General features: G+C 67.8%; 14 protein-coding genes and 3 rRNA genes. 16 read left to right on the top strand and 1 reads right to left on the bottom strand.

Annotation, left to right across the window (positions count from 1 at the left end):
- Positions 1-64 precede the first annotated feature (64 nt).
- The 5 genes from ACQY0Z_RS05035 (at position 65) to proC (ending at position 4,025) form a co-directional block, all read left to right on the top strand.
- On the top strand, positions 65-577 hold the full coding sequence (locus ACQY0Z_RS05035; RefSeq protein ID WP_189897377.1) for an EamA/RhaT family transporter: 513 nt from the start codon (positions 65-67) through the stop codon (positions 575-577).
- Between the two features lie 59 nt (positions 578-636).
- Entirely contained in the window at positions 637-1,425 is a 789-nt protein-coding gene (locus ACQY0Z_RS05030) for a class I SAM-dependent methyltransferase (protein ID WP_439811889.1), read from the top strand.
- Positions 1,426-1,458: 33 nt separating this feature from the next.
- Positions 1,459-2,250, top strand: a complete 792-nt coding sequence (locus ACQY0Z_RS05025) for an ABC transporter ATP-binding protein (RefSeq protein WP_439811888.1) — start codon at positions 1,459-1,461, stop codon at positions 2,248-2,250.
- Entirely contained in the window at positions 2,247-3,002 is a 756-nt protein-coding gene (locus ACQY0Z_RS05020) for an ABC transporter permease (RefSeq protein ID WP_189897374.1), read from the top strand. Before ACQY0Z_RS05025 ends, ACQY0Z_RS05020 begins: the two co-directional genes overlap by 4 nt.
- A 210-nt stretch (positions 3,003-3,212) precedes the next feature.
- Complete coding sequence (gene proC, locus ACQY0Z_RS05015; protein ID WP_019526672.1) at positions 3,213-4,025, top strand: pyrroline-5-carboxylate reductase; 813 nt, start codon at positions 3,213-3,215, stop codon at positions 4,023-4,025.
- Positions 4,026-4,081: 56 nt separating this feature from the next.
- On the opposite strand, the gene trpS is transcribed toward proC, so the two are convergent.
- Positions 4,082-5,116: a tryptophan--tRNA ligase gene (gene trpS / locus ACQY0Z_RS05010; RefSeq protein WP_439811887.1), complete on the bottom strand. Its 1,035-nt coding sequence runs from the start codon at positions 5,114-5,116 to the stop codon at positions 4,082-4,084.
- Between the two features lie 755 nt (positions 5,117-5,871).
- On the opposite strand from trpS, the gene ACQY0Z_RS05005 reads away from it, so the two are divergent.
- The 11 genes from ACQY0Z_RS05005 (at position 5,872) to ACQY0Z_RS04955 (ending at position 18,163) form a co-directional block, all read left to right on the top strand.
- Positions 5,872-7,399, top strand: a 16S ribosomal RNA gene (locus ACQY0Z_RS05005).
- 308 nt (positions 7,400-7,707) lie between these two features.
- Positions 7,708-10,831: ribosomal RNA gene (locus ACQY0Z_RS05000) — 23S ribosomal RNA — on the top strand.
- An 89-nt stretch (positions 10,832-10,920) separates the two neighbouring features.
- A 5S ribosomal RNA gene (gene rrf, locus ACQY0Z_RS04995) occupies positions 10,921-11,037 on the top strand.
- The 16S, 23S and 5S rRNA genes sit together here, the layout of an rRNA operon.
- Positions 11,038-11,101: 64 nt before the next feature.
- Positions 11,102-11,767: an HAD family hydrolase gene (locus ACQY0Z_RS04990; protein WP_189907015.1), complete on the top strand. Its 666-nt coding sequence runs from the start codon at positions 11,102-11,104 to the stop codon at positions 11,765-11,767.
- A 59-nt stretch (positions 11,768-11,826) separates the two neighbouring features.
- Complete coding sequence (locus ACQY0Z_RS04985) at positions 11,827-13,050, top strand: MFS transporter (protein WP_439811886.1); 1,224 nt, start codon at positions 11,827-11,829, stop codon at positions 13,048-13,050.
- A complete protein-coding gene (locus tag ACQY0Z_RS04980; protein WP_254586909.1) occupies positions 13,001-14,173 on the top strand; it encodes an acetoin utilization protein AcuC in 1,173 nt (390 codons plus the stop codon). The genes ACQY0Z_RS04985 and ACQY0Z_RS04980 overlap by 50 nt, the downstream gene beginning before the upstream one ends.
- Positions 14,174-14,409: 236 nt before the next feature.
- Positions 14,410-15,225 (top strand): phosphatase, encoded by an 816-nt coding sequence (locus ACQY0Z_RS04975; protein WP_439811885.1) that lies wholly within the window; start codon positions 14,410-14,412, stop codon positions 15,223-15,225.
- A gap of 129 nt (positions 15,226-15,354) precedes the next feature.
- Positions 15,355-15,567, top strand: coding sequence for a helix-turn-helix domain-containing protein (locus ACQY0Z_RS04970; protein ID WP_004984898.1), 213 nt, complete (start codon positions 15,355-15,357; stop codon positions 15,565-15,567).
- 154 nt (positions 15,568-15,721) lie between these two features.
- Complete coding sequence (locus ACQY0Z_RS04965; protein ID WP_003948845.1) at positions 15,722-15,820, top strand: 30S ribosomal protein bS22; 99 nt, start codon at positions 15,722-15,724, stop codon at positions 15,818-15,820.
- A gap of 199 nt (positions 15,821-16,019) precedes the next feature.
- A complete protein-coding gene (locus tag ACQY0Z_RS04960; RefSeq protein ID WP_189907007.1) occupies positions 16,020-17,081 on the top strand; it encodes an NAD-dependent epimerase/dehydratase family protein in 1,062 nt (353 codons plus the stop codon).
- 14 nt (positions 17,082-17,095) lie between these two features.
- Positions 17,096-18,163 carry a lysophospholipid acyltransferase family protein gene (locus ACQY0Z_RS04955; RefSeq protein ID WP_254586911.1) on the top strand — a complete coding sequence of 356 codons (1,068 nt, stop codon included), beginning with the start codon at positions 17,096-17,098 and terminating at the stop codon, positions 18,161-18,163.
- The last annotated feature ends 150 nt before the right edge of the window (positions 18,164-18,313 follow it).

The raw sequence follows: 18,313 nt of genomic DNA, 5'->3' as shown, positions 1-18,313 counted from the left end.
CCGGCCCCCCTCGACGGGGCGGGGGCGTCCCGCGGTCGCCTGGGGGAGGAGTCACAATCGAACCGTGAGCGCAGAAGAGAACCGCACGAACGGCGTCCCGGTCACCCCCGCCGGGCCCCAGCCCGAACCCCTCCGCTTCTTCGGGACGACCTGGGTCGACCGCTCCCGTGGGTACGGCGTCCGGCGGCTCGGTGTCGCCGTCGGGTCGCTGGCCGCCGCGGCCGCCGCGTGTTTCGTGCTGCGGTTCGCCTACCAGGGGCTCCAGATCGCCGCCGTCGGCGGCTTCGTCTCGCTGCTCGTCGTCGTGATGTTCGCCGTCTGCAGCGCCCTCGCCTTCGGCCACACCTGGTCCTCCTTCTCCACCCGCCCCGACCCCGACCGCCAGTCGTCCCTGCGCGGACTCCTGTCCATCGGCTTCGTCGGCTCGCTCCTCGCCTACTTCTTCCGCTCCCTCACCGAGGCCCCCGGCGAGAAGCTGCACCGCGCCGAGTACGAGCAGGCCCGCCAGGAGTACGACCGCCGCATCACCCGCCGCTCCGGCAACCCCGCCCGCAAGCGCCGCCGCCACGACGCCTGAGCCGTTCAGCCGAGGGAGAACCGACACCCCCCACCCCGTCCCACGGCGACCATGGCCGTATGACGACATCCGGGGCCGACCAGGTCACCCACACCGCCCGCGCCCACTCCTTCAACGCGGTCGCCGCGCAGTACGCCGACCACCGCCCCACCTATCCGCCCGCCCTGTTCGACGCGATCGAGGACCTCACCGGCCGCCCGCTCGCGGGCACCCGGGTGGCGGACATCGGCGCCGGCACCGGCCTGGCCACCGCCCGCCTCCTCGAGCGCGGCGCGCACGTCGTCGCCGTCGAGCCCGGCGAGGACATGGCCGCGGAGTTCCGCCGCCGCCTCCCCGGCACTCCGGTCGTCCGCGGCGACGGCAACGCCCTCCCTCTCGCCGCCGGCAGCGCCGACCTGATCACCTACGCCCAGTCCTGGCACTGGACCGACCCCGCCCGCTCCGTCCCGGAGGCCCTGCGCGTGCTGCGCCCCGGCGGCTCACTCGCCCTGTGGTGGAACACCAGCGCCCTCGACGTCCCGTGGATCGCCGAGGCGTCCGCCCGGGCCGGCGAGCACTTCGGGCGGGACTTCTCCCGCGGGAAGGACGACCTCGACGCCCCCGTCGCCGACCCCTCCGGCCGCCTCGGCCTGAGCCGTCACCTGGTCCGCTGGAGCCGCCGCATCCCGGTCGACGCCCACCTGGCCAACATCGGCAGCCACTCCCTCTTCCTCGTCCAGGACCCCGGCCGCACCACCGCCTTCCTCGCCGAGGAGCGCCGCCACGTCCTCGAGGTCTTCCCGGACGGGATCGTCGAGGAGACGTACGACGTCGTCCTCCTCCTCGCTTCCAAGCCGCCGGCGGCTTGACGCGTCCGCGCCGCCGGGAGGAGTATTCATCACATGATGAATTACTCCTCCCGGCCCCCGGAGGAGCCGGCCGTCCACGCCCAGGACCTCACCGTCGTCCGGGGCTCCCGCACCGTGCTGCGCGGCCTCGGCTTCACGGTCCCCCGCGGCCGCATCACCGGCCTCCTCGGCCCCTCCGGCTGCGGCAAGTCCACGCTGATGCGCGCCGTCGTCGGCACCCAGGCCAAGGTCACCGGCACCCTCGACGTCCTCGGCCGCCCCGCCGGCCACCCGTCCCTGCGCACCCGCATCGGCTACGTCACCCAGGCCCCGTCCGTCTACGACGACCTGACCGTCCGCCAGAACCTCGACCACTTCGCCGCGATCCTCGACCCCGGCCGGGCCGCCGCCGACCGCCGCCACGAGAACGTCACCCGGGCCATCGCCGACGTCGACCTCACCGGCCACGCCGACTCCCTCGCCGGCGCCCTCTCCGGAGGCCAGCGCAGCCGCGTCTCCCTCGCCGTCGCCCTCCTCGGCACACCCGAGCTGCTGGTCCTCGACGAACCCACCGTCGGCCTGGACCCCGTACTCCGCCGCGACCTCTGGCAGCTCTTCCACAACCTCACCGAGGAGCGCGGCGCCACCCTCCTCGTCTCGTCCCACGTCATGGACGAGGCCGAGCGCTGCCACCAGCTGCTTCTCATGCGCGCGGGCGAGGTCCTCGCCGAGGGCACCCCCGAGGAGCTGCGCACCCGCACCGGCGCCGACACCGTCGAGACCGCGTTCCTCCGCCTGGTCGACGAGGCCGCCGCGTCCGCCCGTACCGAGGAGTCCACCCGATGACCGCCACCGGCGCCCTCAGCCTGCCCCGCACCACCGCCACCGCGGCCCGGGTCCTGCGCCAGCTCCGCCACGACCCGCGCACCATCGCGCTGATGATCCTCGTCCCGTGCGTGATGCTCTTCCTGCTCCGCTACGTCTTCGACGGCAGCGCCCGCTCCTTCGACACCATCGGCGCCTCGCTGCTGGGTATCTTCCCGCTGATCACGATGTTCCTGGTCACGTCGATCGCCACCCTGCGCGAACGCACCTCCGGCACCCTGGAACGCCTGCTCGCCATGCCCCTCGGCAAGGGCGACCTGATCGCCGGGTACGCCCTCGCCTTCGGCGCCGTCGCGGTCGTCCAGTCGGCCCTCGCCACCGGACTCGCGGTGTGGTTCCTGGACCTCGACGTCATCGGCAGCCCCTGGCTGCTGCTCCTGGTCGCCCTGCTCGACGCGCTCCTCGGCACCGCCCTCGGCCTGTTCGTGTCGGCGTTCGCGGCGTCCGAGTTCCAGGCGGTGCAGTTCATGCCGGCGGTGATCTTCCCCCAGCTGCTGCTGTGCGGCCTCTTCACCCCGCGCGACGCCATGCACCCGGTCCTGGAGACGATCTCCGACGTCCTCCCCATGTCCTACGCGGTCGACGGCATGAACGAGGTCCTCCACCACGCCGACCTGACGACGGCCTTCGTCCGCGACGTCACGATCGTGGCAGCGGTGGCCCTGCTGGTCCTGACCCTGGGCGCGGCCACCTTGAAACGAAGGACGCCCTGACAGCCCGTCCGGCGTTTGAGGACGAGGCCCGAAGGGCCGATAGGGGGCTGGGGCGCAGCCCCAGGGACGGGAAGGGAAGGGGCGGCGGGGGCGAACCACCCGTCCCGCACCCCCACAGGCCCGTCCGCCCACCGGACACCCCCGCCCCCACCACCCTCCGGATGGGACAATCGCCCCAGGACGACCCACCCCCGGAGGGCACCCCCAGCCATGACCCAGAAAGTCGCAGTCCTCGGCACCGGAAAGATCGGCGAAGCCCTGCTCAGCGGAATGATCCGCGCCGGCTGGTCCCCCGCCGACCTCCTGGTCACCGCCCGCCGCCGGGAACGCGCCGACGAGCTCCGCGCGCGTCACGGCGTCACCCCGGTCACCAACCAGGAAGCCGCCAAGACCGCCGACACCCTCATCCTCACGGTCAAGCCGCAGGACATGGGCACCCTCCTCGACGAGCTCGCCCCGCACGTCCCCGCCGACCGCCTGGTCATCAGCGGCGCGGCGGGCATCCCCACCGCGTACTTCGAGGAGCGCCTCGCCGAGGGCACCCCGGTCGTCCGCGTCATGACCAACACCCCCGCCCTTGTCGACGAGGCCATGTCGGTCATCTCCGCCGGCCGCCACGCCACCGCGGACCACCTCGCCCACGCCGAGGAGATCTTCGGCGCCGTCGGCAAGACCCTCCGCGTGCCCGAGTCCCAGCAGGACGCCTGCACGGCGCTCTCCGGCTCCGGCCCGGCGTACTTCTTCTACCTGGTCGAGGCCATGACGGACGCAGGCATCCTGCTCGGCCTGCCCCGCGACAAGGCGCACGACCTGATCGTGCAGTCCGCGATCGGCGCCGCGACGATGCTCCGCGACAGCGGCGAACATCCCGTGAAGCTGCGGGAGAACGTCACGTCCCCCGCCGGCACCACCATCAACGCCATCCGCGAGCTGGAGAACCACGGCGTCCGCGCGGCCCTCATCGCCGCCCTGGAAGCCGCCCGCGACCGCAGCCGCGAACTGGCCTCCGGCAACAACGGCTGACCGGCTGACCCCGGCAGGCCGCGGCTACGTCACCGCGCCGCGGCCGCCCGCCGCACCTACCGGGCCGCGCCCGACGGAGCCGCCGCCACGTCCTCCGAGGCCGGCAGCAGGCCGATCGCCCGGTAGGCGGCGTCCACCGTCGGCCGCGCCATCCCCCGCGCCCGCGCGGCGCCCTCCCGCAGCACGCCCTCCAGATAACCCGGGTCGGCGCACAGCTCCTGGTGCCGCTCCCGCAGCGGCCGCAGCACCTCGATCACCGCGTCCGCCGTGTCTCTCTTCAGCGCCCCGTACCCGTCGTACGACCCCGCCAGCCGCTCGGGATCCCCGCCGGTGCAGGCCGCGAGGATCTCCAGCAGGTTCGCGAGCCCCGGCCGCGACGCCCGGTCGTAGACGACCCCGGTGCCGCTGTCGGTCACCGCCCGCATGACCTTCTTCCGCACCGCCTCCGGCTCGTCCAGCAGATAGACGATCCCCGGCCCGGTGTCGTCGCTCTTGCCCATCTTCGAACCGGGCTCCTGCAGGTTCATCACGCGCGCCGCCACCGCCGGACTGGTCGCCCGCGGCACGACGAACGTGTGCCCGTACCGCTGGTTGAACCGCACCGCGATGTCCCGCGCCAGCTCCACGTGCTGCGTCTGGTCGTTCCCGACCGGCACCTCGTCCGTCCCGTACGCCAGGATGTCCGCCGCCATCAGCACCGGATACGTCAGCAGCGACAGCCGCACGCTCCCGCCCCGCCGCTGCTCGCGCACCGCCTTCTCCTTGTACTGGATCATCCGGCGCATCTCGCCGTCGGTGGCCACGCATTCCAGCAGGTACGACAGCCGGGCGTGCTCGTCCACATGGCTCTGCACGAACACCGTGCACCGCTCCGGATCCAGCCCCGACGCCAGCAGCAGCGTGGCCGCCTGCCTGCTCAGCCGGCGCACCCGTGCCGGATCGTGGTCGACGGTCAGGGCGTGCAGGTCGACGATGCAGAACAGTGCGTCCGCCCGGTACTGGTCGACCGTGGCCCACCGCCGCATGGCTCCGAGGTAGTTCCCCAGCGTCAGATGTCCGGTCGGCTTGATACCGCTGAAGACCCGAGTCATCTCTTCTCCCCACTCCTGTCGAGCGTCGAGGCCGCCGTCCGGGACGGCCGCCCCTCGAGCTCCGGAGGGAGAAAGCAAAACGGCCGCCGAGGCGGCGGCCGTTGGGTGCATACGCAGGACGACCGCCGTCAGGCGGCCCACCAGAACTGGCTGTGCGTACGCGTCGTCATGCCCCTGAGACTACGCCCCGGGGGTGGGGCACCGCAGCGAGTTGACACGCACCTGGGGGATCCGTAGTGTTCTCCGAGTTGTCCGACGTGAGCACCGACTCCGGTCGGCCCCGGACAGCCATCCTGTGAGTACCACTCCTGATCGACGTCGGCGGCTTGTCCGCGGGCGCGTCATTGGCGTGCGTATTCATGGAATGAGGAATCCGCACCCGAAAGGGAGCAGGACCCCGATTAGGTCGGGAGCCGGGAATCCGCTAAAGTCTCACTCGTCGGAACGGCCCGCAACGGCCGGAAGGACAAACCCAGCTGACCGGGGGTCAGGTCGAGAAAAAGATCTGATAGAGTCGGAAACGCAAGACCGAAGGGAAGCGCCCGGAGGAAAGCCCGAGAGGGTGAGTACAAAGGAAGCGTCCGTTCCTTGAGAACTCAACAGCGTGCCAAAAGTCAACGCCAGATATGTTGATACCCCGTCTCTCTGAGACGAGGTTCCTTTGAAGAAATACACAGCGAGGACGCTGTGAACGTCGGGATTATTCCTCCCGATGTTCCGCTCTCGTGATGTGTGCACCCGATCACGGGTAAACATTCACGGAGAGTTTGATCCTGGCTCAGGACGAACGCTGGCGGCGTGCTTAACACATGCAAGTCGAACGATGAACCACTTCGGTGGGGATTAGTGGCGAACGGGTGAGTAACACGTGGGCAATCTGCCCTGCACTCTGGGACAAGCCCTGGAAACGGGGTCTAATACCGGATACTGATCGCCTTGGGCATCCTTGGTGATCGAAAGCTCCGGCGGTGCAGGATGAGCCCGCGGCCTATCAGCTTGTTGGTGAGGTAATGGCTCACCAAGGCGACGACGGGTAGCCGGCCTGAGAGGGCGACCGGCCACACTGGGACTGAGACACGGCCCAGACTCCTACGGGAGGCAGCAGTGGGGAATATTGCACAATGGGCGAAAGCCTGATGCAGCGACGCCGCGTGAGGGATGACGGCCTTCGGGTTGTAAACCTCTTTCAGCAGGGAAGAAGCGAAAGTGACGGTACCTGCAGAAGAAGCGCCGGCTAACTACGTGCCAGCAGCCGCGGTAATACGTAGGGCGCGAGCGTTGTCCGGAATTATTGGGCGTAAAGAGCTCGTAGGCGGCTTGTCGCGTCGGTTGTGAAAGCCCGGGGCTTAACCCCGGGTCTGCAGTCGATACGGGCAGGCTAGAGTTCGGTAGGGGAGATCGGAATTCCTGGTGTAGCGGTGAAATGCGCAGATATCAGGAGGAACACCGGTGGCGAAGGCGGATCTCTGGGCCGATACTGACGCTGAGGAGCGAAAGCGTGGGGAGCGAACAGGATTAGATACCCTGGTAGTCCACGCCGTAAACGGTGGGCACTAGGTGTGGGCGACATTCCACGTCGTCCGTGCCGCAGCTAACGCATTAAGTGCCCCGCCTGGGGAGTACGGCCGCAAGGCTAAAACTCAAAGGAATTGACGGGGGCCCGCACAAGCGGCGGAGCATGTGGCTTAATTCGACGCAACGCGAAGAACCTTACCAAGGCTTGACATACACCGGAAAACCCTGGAGACAGGGTCCCCCTTGTGGTCGGTGTACAGGTGGTGCATGGCTGTCGTCAGCTCGTGTCGTGAGATGTTGGGTTAAGTCCCGCAACGAGCGCAACCCTTGTCCCGTGTTGCCAGCAGGCCCTTGTGGTGCTGGGGACTCACGGGAGACCGCCGGGGTCAACTCGGAGGAAGGTGGGGACGACGTCAAGTCATCATGCCCCTTATGTCTTGGGCTGCACACGTGCTACAATGGCCGGTACAATGAGCTGCGATACCGCGAGGTGGAGCGAATCTCAAAAAGCCGGTCTCAGTTCGGATTGGGGTCTGCAACTCGACCCCATGAAGTCGGAGTCGCTAGTAATCGCAGATCAGCATTGCTGCGGTGAATACGTTCCCGGGCCTTGTACACACCGCCCGTCACGTCACGAAAGTCGGTAACACCCGAAGCCGGTGGCCCAACCCCCTTGTGGGGAGGGAGCTGTCGAAGGTGGGACTGGCGATTGGGACGAAGTCGTAACAAGGTAGCCGTACCGGAAGGTGCGGCTGGATCACCTCCTTTCTAAGGAGCACTTCTCACCAACTTCGGTTGGTCAGAGGCCAGTTCATCAGCGAACGTCTGATGCTGGTTGCTCATGGGTGGAACGTTGACTACTCGGCACACTTGATCGTCTTCTCCTTCTAGTACTGCTCTTCGGAGCGTGGAACGTTGAGGGAAGCGGGGAGTGTGTCGGGCACGCTGTTGGGTGTCTGAGGGTACGGCCGTATGGCTGCCTTCAGTGCCGGCCCCAGTGCACTCGAGCCGTATGGCTTGGGGTGATGGGTGGTTGGTCGTTGTTTGAGAACTGCACAGTGGACGCGAGCATCTGTGGCCAAGTTTTTAAGGGCGCACGGTGGATGCCTTGGCACCAGGAACCGATGAAGGACGTGGGAGGCCACGATAGGCCCCGGGGAGTCGTCAACCAGGCTTTGATCCGGGGGTGTCCGAATGGGGAAACCCGGCAGTCGTCATGGGCTGTCACCCGCTGCTGAACACATAGGCAGTGTGGAGGGAACGCGGGGAAGTGAAACATCTCAGTACCCGCAGGAAGAGAAAACAACCGTGATTCCGGGAGTAGTGGCGAGCGAAACCGGATGAGGCCAAACCTACGACGTGTGAGACCCGGCAGGGGTTGCGTCGTGGGGGTTGTGGGATCTCTCTTGATCAGTCTGCCGGCTGGTCGACGAGTCAGAAACCGTTGATGTAGGCGAAGGACATGCGAAAGGTCCGGCGTAGAGGGTAAGACCCCCGTAGTCGAAACGTCAGCGGCTCGTTTGAGAGACACCCAAGTAGCACGGGGCCCGAGAAATCCCGTGTGAATCTGGCGGGACCACCCGCTAAGCCTAAATATTCCCTGGTGACCGATAGCGGATAGTACCGTGAGGGAATGGTGAAAAGTACCGCGGGAGCGGAGTGAAATAGTACCTGAAACCGTGTGCCTACAAGCCGTGGGAGCGTCGCGCAAGGACTTGTCCTTGCGTCGTGACTGCGTGCCTTTTGAAGAATGAGCCTGCGAGTTTGCGGTGTGTTGCGAGGTTAACCCGGGTGGGGAAGCCGTAGCGAAAGCGAGTCCGAACAGGGCGTTTCAGTAGCACGCTCAAGACCCGAAGCGGAGTGATCTAGCCATGGGCAGGTTGAAGCGGAGGTAAGACTTCGTGGAGGACCGAACCCACCAGGGTTGAAAACCTGGGGGATGACCTGTGGTTAGGGGTGAAAGGCCAATCAAACTCCGTGATAGCTGGTTCTCCCCGAAATGCATTTAGGTGCAGCGTCGTGTGTTTCTTGCCGGAGGTAGAGCACTGGATAGGCGATGGGCCCTACCGGGTTACTGACCTTAGCCAAACTCCGAATGCCGGTAAGTGAGAGCGCGGCAGTGAGACTGTGGGGGATAAGCTCCATGGTCGAGAGGGAAACAGCCCAGAGCATCGACTAAGGCCCCTAAGCGTACGCTAAGTGGGAAAGGATGTGGAGTCGCACAGACAACCAGGAGGTTGGCTTAGAAGCAGCCACCCTTGAAAGAGTGCGTAATAGCTCACTGGTCTAGTGATTCCGCGCCGACAATGTAGCGGGGCTCAAGCGTACCGCCGAAGTCGTGTCATTCACACAATAGGGCCAACGCCTGTGTGGATGGGTAGGGGAGCGTCGTGTGCCGGGTGAAGCAGCACCGGAAGGTAGTTGTGGACGGTTCACGAGTGAGAATGCAGGCATGAGTAGCGATACAAACGTGAGAAACGTTTGCGCCGATTGACTAAGGGTTCCTGGGTCAAGCTGATCTGCCCAGGGTAAGTCGGGACCTAAGGCGAGGCCGACAGGCGTAGTCGATGGATAACCGGTTGATATTCCGGTACCCGCTGTGAAGCGTCAAACATCGAATCCAGTGATGCTAAGCCCGTGAAGCCGCCGGCTGAGTCTTCGGACGAGGTCGGAGTGGTGGAGCCGGTGACCCGAGCTGGTAGTAGGTGAGTGATGGGGTGACGCAGGAAGGTAGTCCATCCCGGGCGGTGGTTGTCCCGGGGTAAGGGTGTAGCCCGAGTGGTAGGTAAATCCGCCACTCGTATAAGGGTGAGACCTGATGCCGAGCCGATTGTGGTGAAGTGGATGATCCTATGCTGTCGAGAAAAGCCTCTAGCGAGTTTCATGGCGGCCCGTACCCTAAACCGACTCAGGTGGTCAGGTAGAGAATACCGAGGCGTTCGGGTGAACTATGGTTAAGGAACTCGGCAAAATGCCCCCGTAACTTCGGGAGAAGGGGGGCCATTCCTGGTGAGAGCACGTGCTGCTCGAGCTGGGGGTGGCCGCAGAGACCAGCGAGAAGCGACTGTTTACTAAAAACACAGGTCCGTGCGAAGCCGTAAGGCGATGTATACGGACTGACGCCTGCCCGGTGCTGGAACGTTAAGGGGACCGGTTAGCTCACCTTCGGGTGGGCGAAGCTGAGAACTTAAGCGCCAGTAAACGGCGGTGGTAACTATAACCATCCTAAGGTAGCGAAATTCCTTGTCGGGTAAGTTCCGACCTGCACGAATGGCGTAACGACTTCTCGACTGTCTCAACCATAGGCCCGGTGAAATTGCACTACGAGTAAAGATGCTCGTTTCGCGCAGCAGGACGGAAAGACCCCGGGACCTTTACTACAGTTTGATATTGGTGTTCGGTTCGGCTTGTGTAGGATAGCTGGGAGACTGTGAAGCTCGGACGCCAGTTCGGGTGGAGTCGTCGTTGAAATACCAGTCTGGTCGTGCTGGATGTCTAACCTGGGTCCGTGATCCGGATCAGGGACAGTGTCTGATGGGTAGTTTAACTGGGGCGGTTGCCTCCTAAAGAGTAACGGAGGCGCCCAAAGGTTCCCTCAGCCTGGTTGGCAATCAGGTGTTGAGTGTAAGTGCACAAGGGAGCTTGACTGTGAGACCGACGGGTCGAGCAGGGACGAAAGTCGGGACTAGTGATCCGGCGGTGGCTTGTGGAAGCGCCGTCGCTCAACGGATAAAAGGTACCCCGGGGATAACAGGCTGATCTTCCCCAAGAGTCCATATCGACGGGATGGTTTGGCACCTCGATGTCGGCTCGTCGCATCCTGGGGCTGGAGTCGGTCCCAAGGGTTGGGCTGTTCGCCCATTAAAGCGGTACGCGAGCTGGGTTTAGAACGTCGTGAGACAGTTCGGTCCCTATCCGCTGTGCGCGTAGGAGTCTTGAGAAGGGCTGTCCCTAGTACGAGAGGACCGGGACGGACGAACCTCTGGTGTGCCAGTTGTTCTGCCAAGGGCATGGCTGGTTGGCTACGTTCGGGAGGGATAACCGCTGAAAGCATCTAAGCGGGAAGCCTGCTTCGAGATGAGGGCTCCCACCTCCATGAGAGGGTAAGGCTCCCAGTAGACGACTGGGTTGATAGGCCGGATATGGAAGCACGGTAACGTGTGGAGTTGACCGGTACTAATAGGCCGAGGGCTTGTCCTCAGTTGCTCGCGTCCACTGTGTTGGTTCTGAAACCATGAACAACCCCATGCCAGGTCATGGTGTGGTGCCGGTTGTCAGTTTCATAGTGTTTCGGTGGTCATAGCGTAGGGGAAACGCCCGGTTACATTCCGAACCCGGAAGCTAAGCCTTACAGCGCCGATGGTACTGCAGGGGGGACCCTGTGGGAGAGTAGGACGCCGCCGAACAATTCTTCAATGAGAGCCCCCGTGCCATTCGGCACGGGGGCTTTCTGCGTTTAGGGTCAGGTCCATGCGCTATGACCTCGTAATTTTCGACAACGACGGCGTCCTCGTCGACAGCGAGCCCATCTCCAACCGACACCTCGCCGCGTATCTCACCGAGCTCGGGCACCCCACCACCTACGAGGACTCCATCCGCGACTACATGGGGTCCGCCATGCACCGGGTGCACGACCTCATCGAGGAGCGGACCGGGCAGCGGCTGCCGGCCGACTTCGACGACGTCTTCCACGCCCGTGTCTTCGCCGCGTTCGAGCGGGAGTTGAAGCCCGTGCCCGGAGTCGCCGACGCACTGGAGAAGCTGACGGCCGACGGTGTGCCGTACTGCGTGGCGTCGTCCGGCAGTCATGAGCGGATCCGTGTCGGGCATCGGGCGGCCGGGCTGGATCGGTTCTTCGACGACGCGCGCATCTTCAGCTCGCAGGACGTCGGCCGCGGGAAGCCCGCACCCGACCTCTTCCAGTACGCGGCCGAGCGCATGGGCACGGCCCCCGAGCGCTGCGTGGTCGTCGAGGACAGCCCGCTCGGAGTCCAGGCGGCCGTCGCGGCCGGGATGGACGTCTACGGGTTCACCGCGATGACGCCGGCGGAGAAGCTCACCGGCGCCACCCGGCTCTTCGCCGACATGCGGGACTTGCTCCCCCTGCTCACGGACGGCGGCCCCGCCGAAAACTGAGCACGATTCATCTTTGACCGGATCTACCCACCGGTACCCCCGAGCCCTACGCTCCCGCCATGACTGATGTGCTGCGGCGCGGCAGGGCCTCGCTGGCGTTCAGCTTCCTGGTGCAGGGTGTCGCCTTCGCTCTGCTCGTGACGCGCATCCCGGGCATCCAGAACCGGTACGGGGTCTCCGATGGGATGCTGCCCGTCTTCCTCGCCGCCGTGCCGATCCTGGCCGGCATCGGCAGCGTCTCCACGGAGCGGCTGGTGCGGCGGGTGGCGCCGAGCCGGGTGCTGCGGTGGTCCCAGCCCGTCGTGCTGCTGGCGCTGCTGGCCGTCGGGGCCGGAGGCCACATGGCCCTCCTCGCCCTCGCGCTGGCGGTGTTCGGGCTGGCCGTGGGCGCGCTGGACGCTTCGATGAACATGCTCGGGGTGAGTCTGCAGCGGGCGTACGGGCGGAGCATCATGCTGAGCTTCCACGCGGCGTACAGCCTGGGCGGGATCGTCGGGGCGTCGCTCGCGTGGGTCGGGGCGCACTACGGACTGGCCCTGTGGGTGTCGTATCTGCCGGTGGTGCTGGTGCTGCTGCCGGCCGCGCTCGTGGGCAGCCGCTGGTATGTCGACGGGGAGGCCCAGGCGCCCGTGGAGAAGGGCGCCGGCGCGGGCGGTGGGCTGAGGTGGCTGCTGCCGCTGTGCCTGGTGATGACGGTGGCGTACATCGGGGACTCGACGGTCTCCAACTGGTCCGCGAAGTACCTCCAGGACGTGCTGGGCAGCTCCGAGCAGATGGCGACCGTGCCGTACAACGTCTACATGGTCACCACGCTGCTGGGGCGGACCGTCGGGGACGTCGGGGTGCGGCGGTTCGGGGCCGTGGCGGTGGTGCGGGCGGGGGCGCTGGTGGCGGCGGGCGGGTTCGCCGTGGTGGCGTCGGCACCCGGGGCGTGGGTGGGGATGCTCGGGTTCACGCTGCTGGGGCTCGGGCTGTGCGTGCTGGTGCCGCAGACGTTCGCGGCGGCGGGGCGCAGGGCGGACGAGACGGGGCGGCCGGGGGCGTCGGACGCGGCCGTGGCACGGCTCAACGTCTTCAACTACGTCGGCTTTCTGATCGGTTCGCCGCTGGTGGGGGCGCTGGGGGATGCGTGGAGCTATCGCGGGGCGATGCTGGTGCCGATGGTGTTGGTGCTGGTGACGCTTGTGCACGCCCGTTCGTTCGCGCCGGGGGCCGACCGATACGGTTGCGGGCATGAGCGGCCGCGCACAGCTGATGTGGGACGAAGCAGTAACGGGCTATGACTTCGGCCGGGACCACCCGATGGACCCGGTCCGGCTGGCGCTGACCCGCAGCCTGGTGACCGCCCTCGGCCTGGACCGTGACGTGAACGTGGTCGCGGCGAAGGCGGCGGGGGAGTCGACGCTGCGGCTCGTGCACCGGGAGGACTACATCGACGCGGTGCGGGCCGCGTCGGCCGATCCGGGGTCGGCGGACCAGTCGTACGGGCTGGGGACGGTCGACGATCCGGCGTTCGCGGGGATGCACGAGGTGTCGGCGCTGATCGCGGGGCAGTCGGTGGGCGCGGCCGAGGCGGTGTGGCGGGGTGAGGCGCTGCACGCGGTGAACTTCGCGGGCGGGCTGCACCACGCGATGCCGGGCGCCGCGTCCGGGTTCTGCGTGTACAACGACGCCGCGCTGGCGATCGCGCGGCTGCTGGAGCTGGGCGCGGAGCGGGTGGCGTACATCGACGTCGACGTGCACCACGGGGACGGGGTGCAGGCGGCGTTCTGGGAGGACCCGCGCGTGCTGACGATCTCGCTGCACGAGCACCCCCGGACTCTGTTCCCGCAGACCGGGTGGCCCGAGGAGACGGGCGCGCCGAACGCCGAGGGCAGCGCGGTGAACGTGGCGCTGCCGGCGGGCACCGGGGACGCGGGGTGGCTGCGGGCGTTCCACGCGGTGGTGCCGGAGCTGATCGCGGACTTCCGGCCGCAGGTGCTGGTGACGCAGCACGGCGCCGACACGCACTTCGAGGACCCGCTGGCGCATCTCGCGGTGTCGCTGGACGCGCAGCGGGCGGTGCAGGTGGCCTGTCACGACCTGGCGCACGAGCACGCCGAGGGCAGGTGGGTGGCCCTGGGCGGCGGCGGTTACGCGGTGATCGAGGTGGTGCCGAGGTCCTGGTCGCACCTGGTGGCGATCGCTGCCGGGCGGCCCGTGGAGCCGACGGAGCTGGTGCCGGACGAGTGGCGGCGGCAGGTGTACGCGCGGACGCGGCAGCCGGCGCCGCACCGGATGACGGACGGCCGGTGGCCGGTGCCGTGGGCGGCGTGGGACGAGGGGTACGACCCGGCGGACCGGCTGGACCAGGCGATCCTGGCGACCCGCCGGGCGGTGTTCCCGCTGAGGGGCCTGCTGCCCTGACGGCCGGCGGACGTCACCGCGGTACACCGCCGGGCCGGACAGGTGGCCATGACCGGGTGATGGCCGGCACCCGGTGGTGTCGTCGTCGAGCTCAAGGTCCTCGCGATCGGCGGGGTGGGCGGGGTCGGCGTGGACGAGGCCGTCGCGACGGGCTGCGCGACGGTTGTTACGCCGACCGTGGGGTGTGGGTCCCGTTCCGGCCCGCGGACGCGGGCGGGTGGCGCACCATCGCGAGTGTGGTGACCGCCGACCGTCTTCGCGCGCATCTTCTTTCGGCCGGGCTCGCCGGGGTGGTGGGCACCACCCGGGAGGAGAGCCTGCGCAGTTACCGGCTGTTCGCGGCCCGGGACCCGCGGGTGCTGATCGGGCTCGACCCGGTCGGGGCGTGGGGCGAGCGGGAGGTGCTCGCGCTGATGGCGGACCGGTGCGGGGTGGCGGCGGATCCGGGGCGGACGTCCGGGCCCGAGGCCATCGATCCGGAGCGTACGCTGGCCGCCCTGGACGCCTGTGCGGAACGGCTGGCGGAGGCCGCGAGGAGCCGCGTTCCGGTGCTGCTGGGCACCGGGCACCCGCATCGGCTGCTCGGTTTCTACGCCGTTCTCGCAGACGCCTTGTCGGCGGCGGGATGTGAGATCCTCACCCCCGCGCAGGGTCGCTGTGTCGACATAACGACCCGGTTCGGTCTACGCACGGCCATGCTCGACTACGTCCGGGGGGTCGGGCTGGTCCGGGGCGCGACCGCGCAGCGCCCCGGTGGTGAGCCGGGCGCGCACACGCACTCCCCCCTCCCGGTTCGGGCCGCTCTGGCGGCCGCCGCCGACGCCGGCGGGCCGCTGCCCGGGCTGGTGATCGGGGACCACGGCTGGATCTGCGGGGCAGGTCAGCTGGGGTTCGAGAGCGTCGGTCCGGCCGATGTGAACGATCCGGCGCCGTTCGTCGGGCAGGCCGAGGGCGCGGTCTCGGTGGTCGTTCCGGTTGACGACGGTGCGCGGTCCGATTACTACCTGCCGCTGACCCGCTACGTACTCAATCGAGCGTGTCTGTCACAGTAGGCCGCCGATGGGTGCACCTCTTCCCCACTCGCATCACCCGCCCCTACATTGGGGAGTGAGCACGCAACGACGAAGAGTCACCGGAAGGGGAAGCCGGTGGCCGTCGAGTGCGGAAGGTTCAGGTGTGTCATGGCTGCAGCTGGCGAGAGGCCTCTGAACGAGGTTCAGTTCCTTACCGTGGCGGAGGTCGCCTCGGTGATGCGAGTGTCGAAGATGACCGTGTACCGCCTGGTGCACAGCGGTCATCTGCCCGCGATCCGGGTGGGGCGGTCCTTCCGCGTCCCGGAGCAAGCGGTACACGAGTACCTCCGCGAGAGCTACGTGGGGGTGGAAACGGCCTGACGGCGATCCGGGAAGGTCCGTATCGGGCACTCGTGGGCCTTCCCGGTCACCTCGATTACGACCTCAGCGCTCGGGCGGGTAGGCTGACCCCTCGAAGGTCGTGTGGGCCCATGGCGCCCAAACACCGAGTGATGAGAAGTGAGCGAGGGTAGTCGTGGGCTCTGTTATCAAGAAGCGGCGCAAGCGGATGGCCAAGAAGAAGCACCGCAAGCTGCTCAAGCGCACGCGCGTCCAGCGTCGCAACAAGAAGTAAGCGACAGCGCGAGAGCGTGTCCCAGTGGCCCCCCACCGCGATTCGGTGGGGGGCCACTGCCCGTTGGTACGCCGTCGCCATGGTGCGTCCGGTGTACGTCCCGGGGTGGTTGTCACTTCACGTGTCCGCTCGGCATCACAGGGCGACGGCGACCCGATAGGTTGGCCGTCGGCAGCAGGGTGAGAGGAAGGCGCTGATCTTGGGCAAGGTCGTGCTCGTGACCGGGGTGGCCCGGCAGCTCGGGGGCCGCTTCGTGCGGCGGATCCAGCGGGACCCCGAGGTGGACCGGGTGGTCGCCGTGGACGCGGTGCGGCCCGAGCACCATCTGGGCGGCGCGGACTTCGTCCAGGCGGACATCCGGCAGCCCACCATCGCGCGGGTGCTGGCCGAGTCGGGCGCGGACACGGTCGTCCATCTCGACGTGACGGGCACGCCGCTGGGCGGCGGCGGCCGGGCGTCGCTGAAGGAGACCAACGTCATCGGCACCATGCAGCTGCTGGGCGCCTGCCAGAAGTCGCCGAACATCCGGCGGCTCGTGGTGAAGTCCAGCACCAACGTCTACGGTTCCGCGCCGCGCGACCCGGCGGTGTTCACCGAGTCGACGCCGCCCAAGTCGCTGCCCAGCGGCGGCTTCGCGAAGGACACGGTGGAGGTCGAGGGGTATGTGCGGGGCTTCGCGCGGCGCCGCCCGGACGTCGCCGTGTGCGTGCTGCGGTTCGCCAACATCCTGGGCCCGGCCGCGGACACCCCGCTCGCGTCGTACTTCGCGCTGCCGGTGCTGCCGACGGTGTTCGGCTACGACCCTCGGCTGCAGTTCGTGCACGAGGACGACGTGGTCGAGGTGCTGCGGATCGGCGCGCACGAGCCGCGGCGCGGGACCCTCAACAGCGGGACGTTCAACATCGCCGGGGACGGGGTGCTGCTGCTGTCGCAGTGCTCGCGGCGGCTGGGCCGGCCGACGGTGCCGCTGCTGCTCCCCGCGGTCACCTGGGCGGGCTCGCTGATGCGTACGCTGGGGATGTCGGACTTCTCGCCCGAGCAGATCAGGCTGCTGACGCACGGGCGGGTGGTGGCGACGGACCAGATGCGGGAGACGCTGGGTTTCACCCCCAAGTACTCGACTGCCGAAACGTTTGCGGACTTCGTGCGCAGCCGCGGTCCGGGGCTGCTGCCGCCGGAGACCGTCGCGAGGGCCGTCGACCGGATCGCCGCGCTGCCCGTGCCGGGCAGCGGCCATGTGCCGGCGCACGGCGCCGACTGAGGAGCGCAGCAACGATGGCGGACGCCAAGGTCATTCCGTTCGACGACGACCACCGCTCCCGCGGGAGTGCCGCGTCGCGCCGCCGTGGTGCGGCCGGCCGGCGCCAGGGCGGGACGCGGCCGCCCGCCGCGGTGGGGGAGGTCCAGCCCCTGCCGGGGACGGCCGCGGCGCGGGAGGATGATCCCGTGACCGGTGAGGACGAACAGCCGCGTGAGCGGGCCGCGGACCGCGAGGGCGGCGACGGCGGCCTGGAGCAGCGGATCGCGAGCGGCCTGGCGTTCCTGCGCCGCCGGCTCACCGGGGACTACGAGGTCGACGACTTCGGCTACGACGAGGAACTCACCGACCAGGTCCTGATGTCGCTGCTGCGCCCGATGTACGAGAAGTACTTCCGGGTCGAGGTGAAGGGCATCGAGAACATCCCGTCCGAGGGCGGTGCGCTGATCGTCGCCAACCACTCGGGGACGGTCCCGGTGGACGGGCTGATGATGCAGGTCGCCGTGCACGACCACCATCCGGCCGGGCGTCATCTGCGGCTGCTGGCGGCGGACCTGGTGTTCGTGCTGCCGGTGGTGAATGAGCTGGCGCGGAAGCTGGGGCACACGCTGGCCTGCGCGGAGGACGCGGAACGGCTGCTGGCGCAGGGTGAGTTGGTCGGGGTGATGCCGGAGGGCTTCAAGGGGATCGGGAAGCCGTTCTCCGAGCGGTACAAGCTGCAGCGGTTCGGGCGGGGCGGGTTCGTGTCGACGGCGCTGCGGCACGGGGCGCCGATCGTGCCGTGCTCGGTGGTCGGGGCGGAGGAGATCTATCCGATGATCGGCAACGCGAAGACGCTGGCGCGGCTGCTGGGTTTCCCGTACTTCCCGCTGACGCCGACGTTCCCGTGGCTGGGGCCGTTGGGGGCGATTCCGCTGCCGACGAAGTGGACGATCCAGTTCGGAGAGCCGATCCCCACGGACGGGTATCCGCCGGAGGCCGCGGAGGACCCGATGCTGATGTTCAACCTGACCGACCAGGTGCGGGAGCAGATCCAGCACACGCTGTACAAGCTGCTGGTGCAGCGTCGGTCGGTGTTCTTCTGACGTTCCCCTGTGCGGGGGCGTGGCGTTGAGCCGACGGACGGAGTCCGGTGCAGCCGTCCGAGGCCTGCGCTGCAGTGCGAGGGCGGCAGTCAGGAGGGGCCAAGCTGCTGGTGCAGCGGCGGTCGGTGTTCTTCTGACGTTCCCCTGTGC

It is taken from the genome of Streptomyces sp. P9-2, from assembly GCF_051903975.1.
Lineage (GTDB): Bacteria > Actinomycetota > Actinomycetes > Streptomycetales > Streptomycetaceae > Streptomyces > Streptomyces cellulosae.
This window is presented reverse-complemented; position numbering and strand designations above follow the sequence as displayed.

Coding starts and splice junctions, on each gene's coding strand:
- trpS (WP_439811887.1), bottom strand. CDS start 5,116: ATGACTCGGGTCTTCAGCGGTATCAAGCCGACCGGACATCTGACGCTG.
- ACQY0Z_RS04980 (WP_254586909.1), top strand. CDS start 13,001: ATGAGCGGCCGCGCACAGCTGATGTGGGACGAAGCAGTAACGGGCTAT.
- ACQY0Z_RS05030 (WP_439811889.1), top strand. CDS start 637: ATGACGACATCCGGGGCCGACCAGGTCACCCACACCGCCCGCGCCCAC.
- proC (WP_019526672.1), top strand. CDS start 3,213: ATGACCCAGAAAGTCGCAGTCCTCGGCACCGGAAAGATCGGCGAAGCC.
- ACQY0Z_RS04985 (WP_439811886.1), top strand. CDS start 11,827: ATGACTGATGTGCTGCGGCGCGGCAGGGCCTCGCTGGCGTTCAGCTTC.
- ACQY0Z_RS05025 (WP_439811888.1), top strand. CDS start 1,459: ATGATGAATTACTCCTCCCGGCCCCCGGAGGAGCCGGCCGTCCACGCC.
- ACQY0Z_RS04990 (WP_189907015.1), top strand. CDS start 11,102: ATGCGCTATGACCTCGTAATTTTCGACAACGACGGCGTCCTCGTCGAC.
- ACQY0Z_RS04970 (WP_004984898.1), top strand. CDS start 15,355: ATGGCTGCAGCTGGCGAGAGGCCTCTGAACGAGGTTCAGTTCCTTACC.
- ACQY0Z_RS04955 (WP_254586911.1), top strand. CDS start 17,096: ATGGCGGACGCCAAGGTCATTCCGTTCGACGACGACCACCGCTCCCGC.
- ACQY0Z_RS05020 (WP_189897374.1), top strand. CDS start 2,247: ATGACCGCCACCGGCGCCCTCAGCCTGCCCCGCACCACCGCCACCGCG.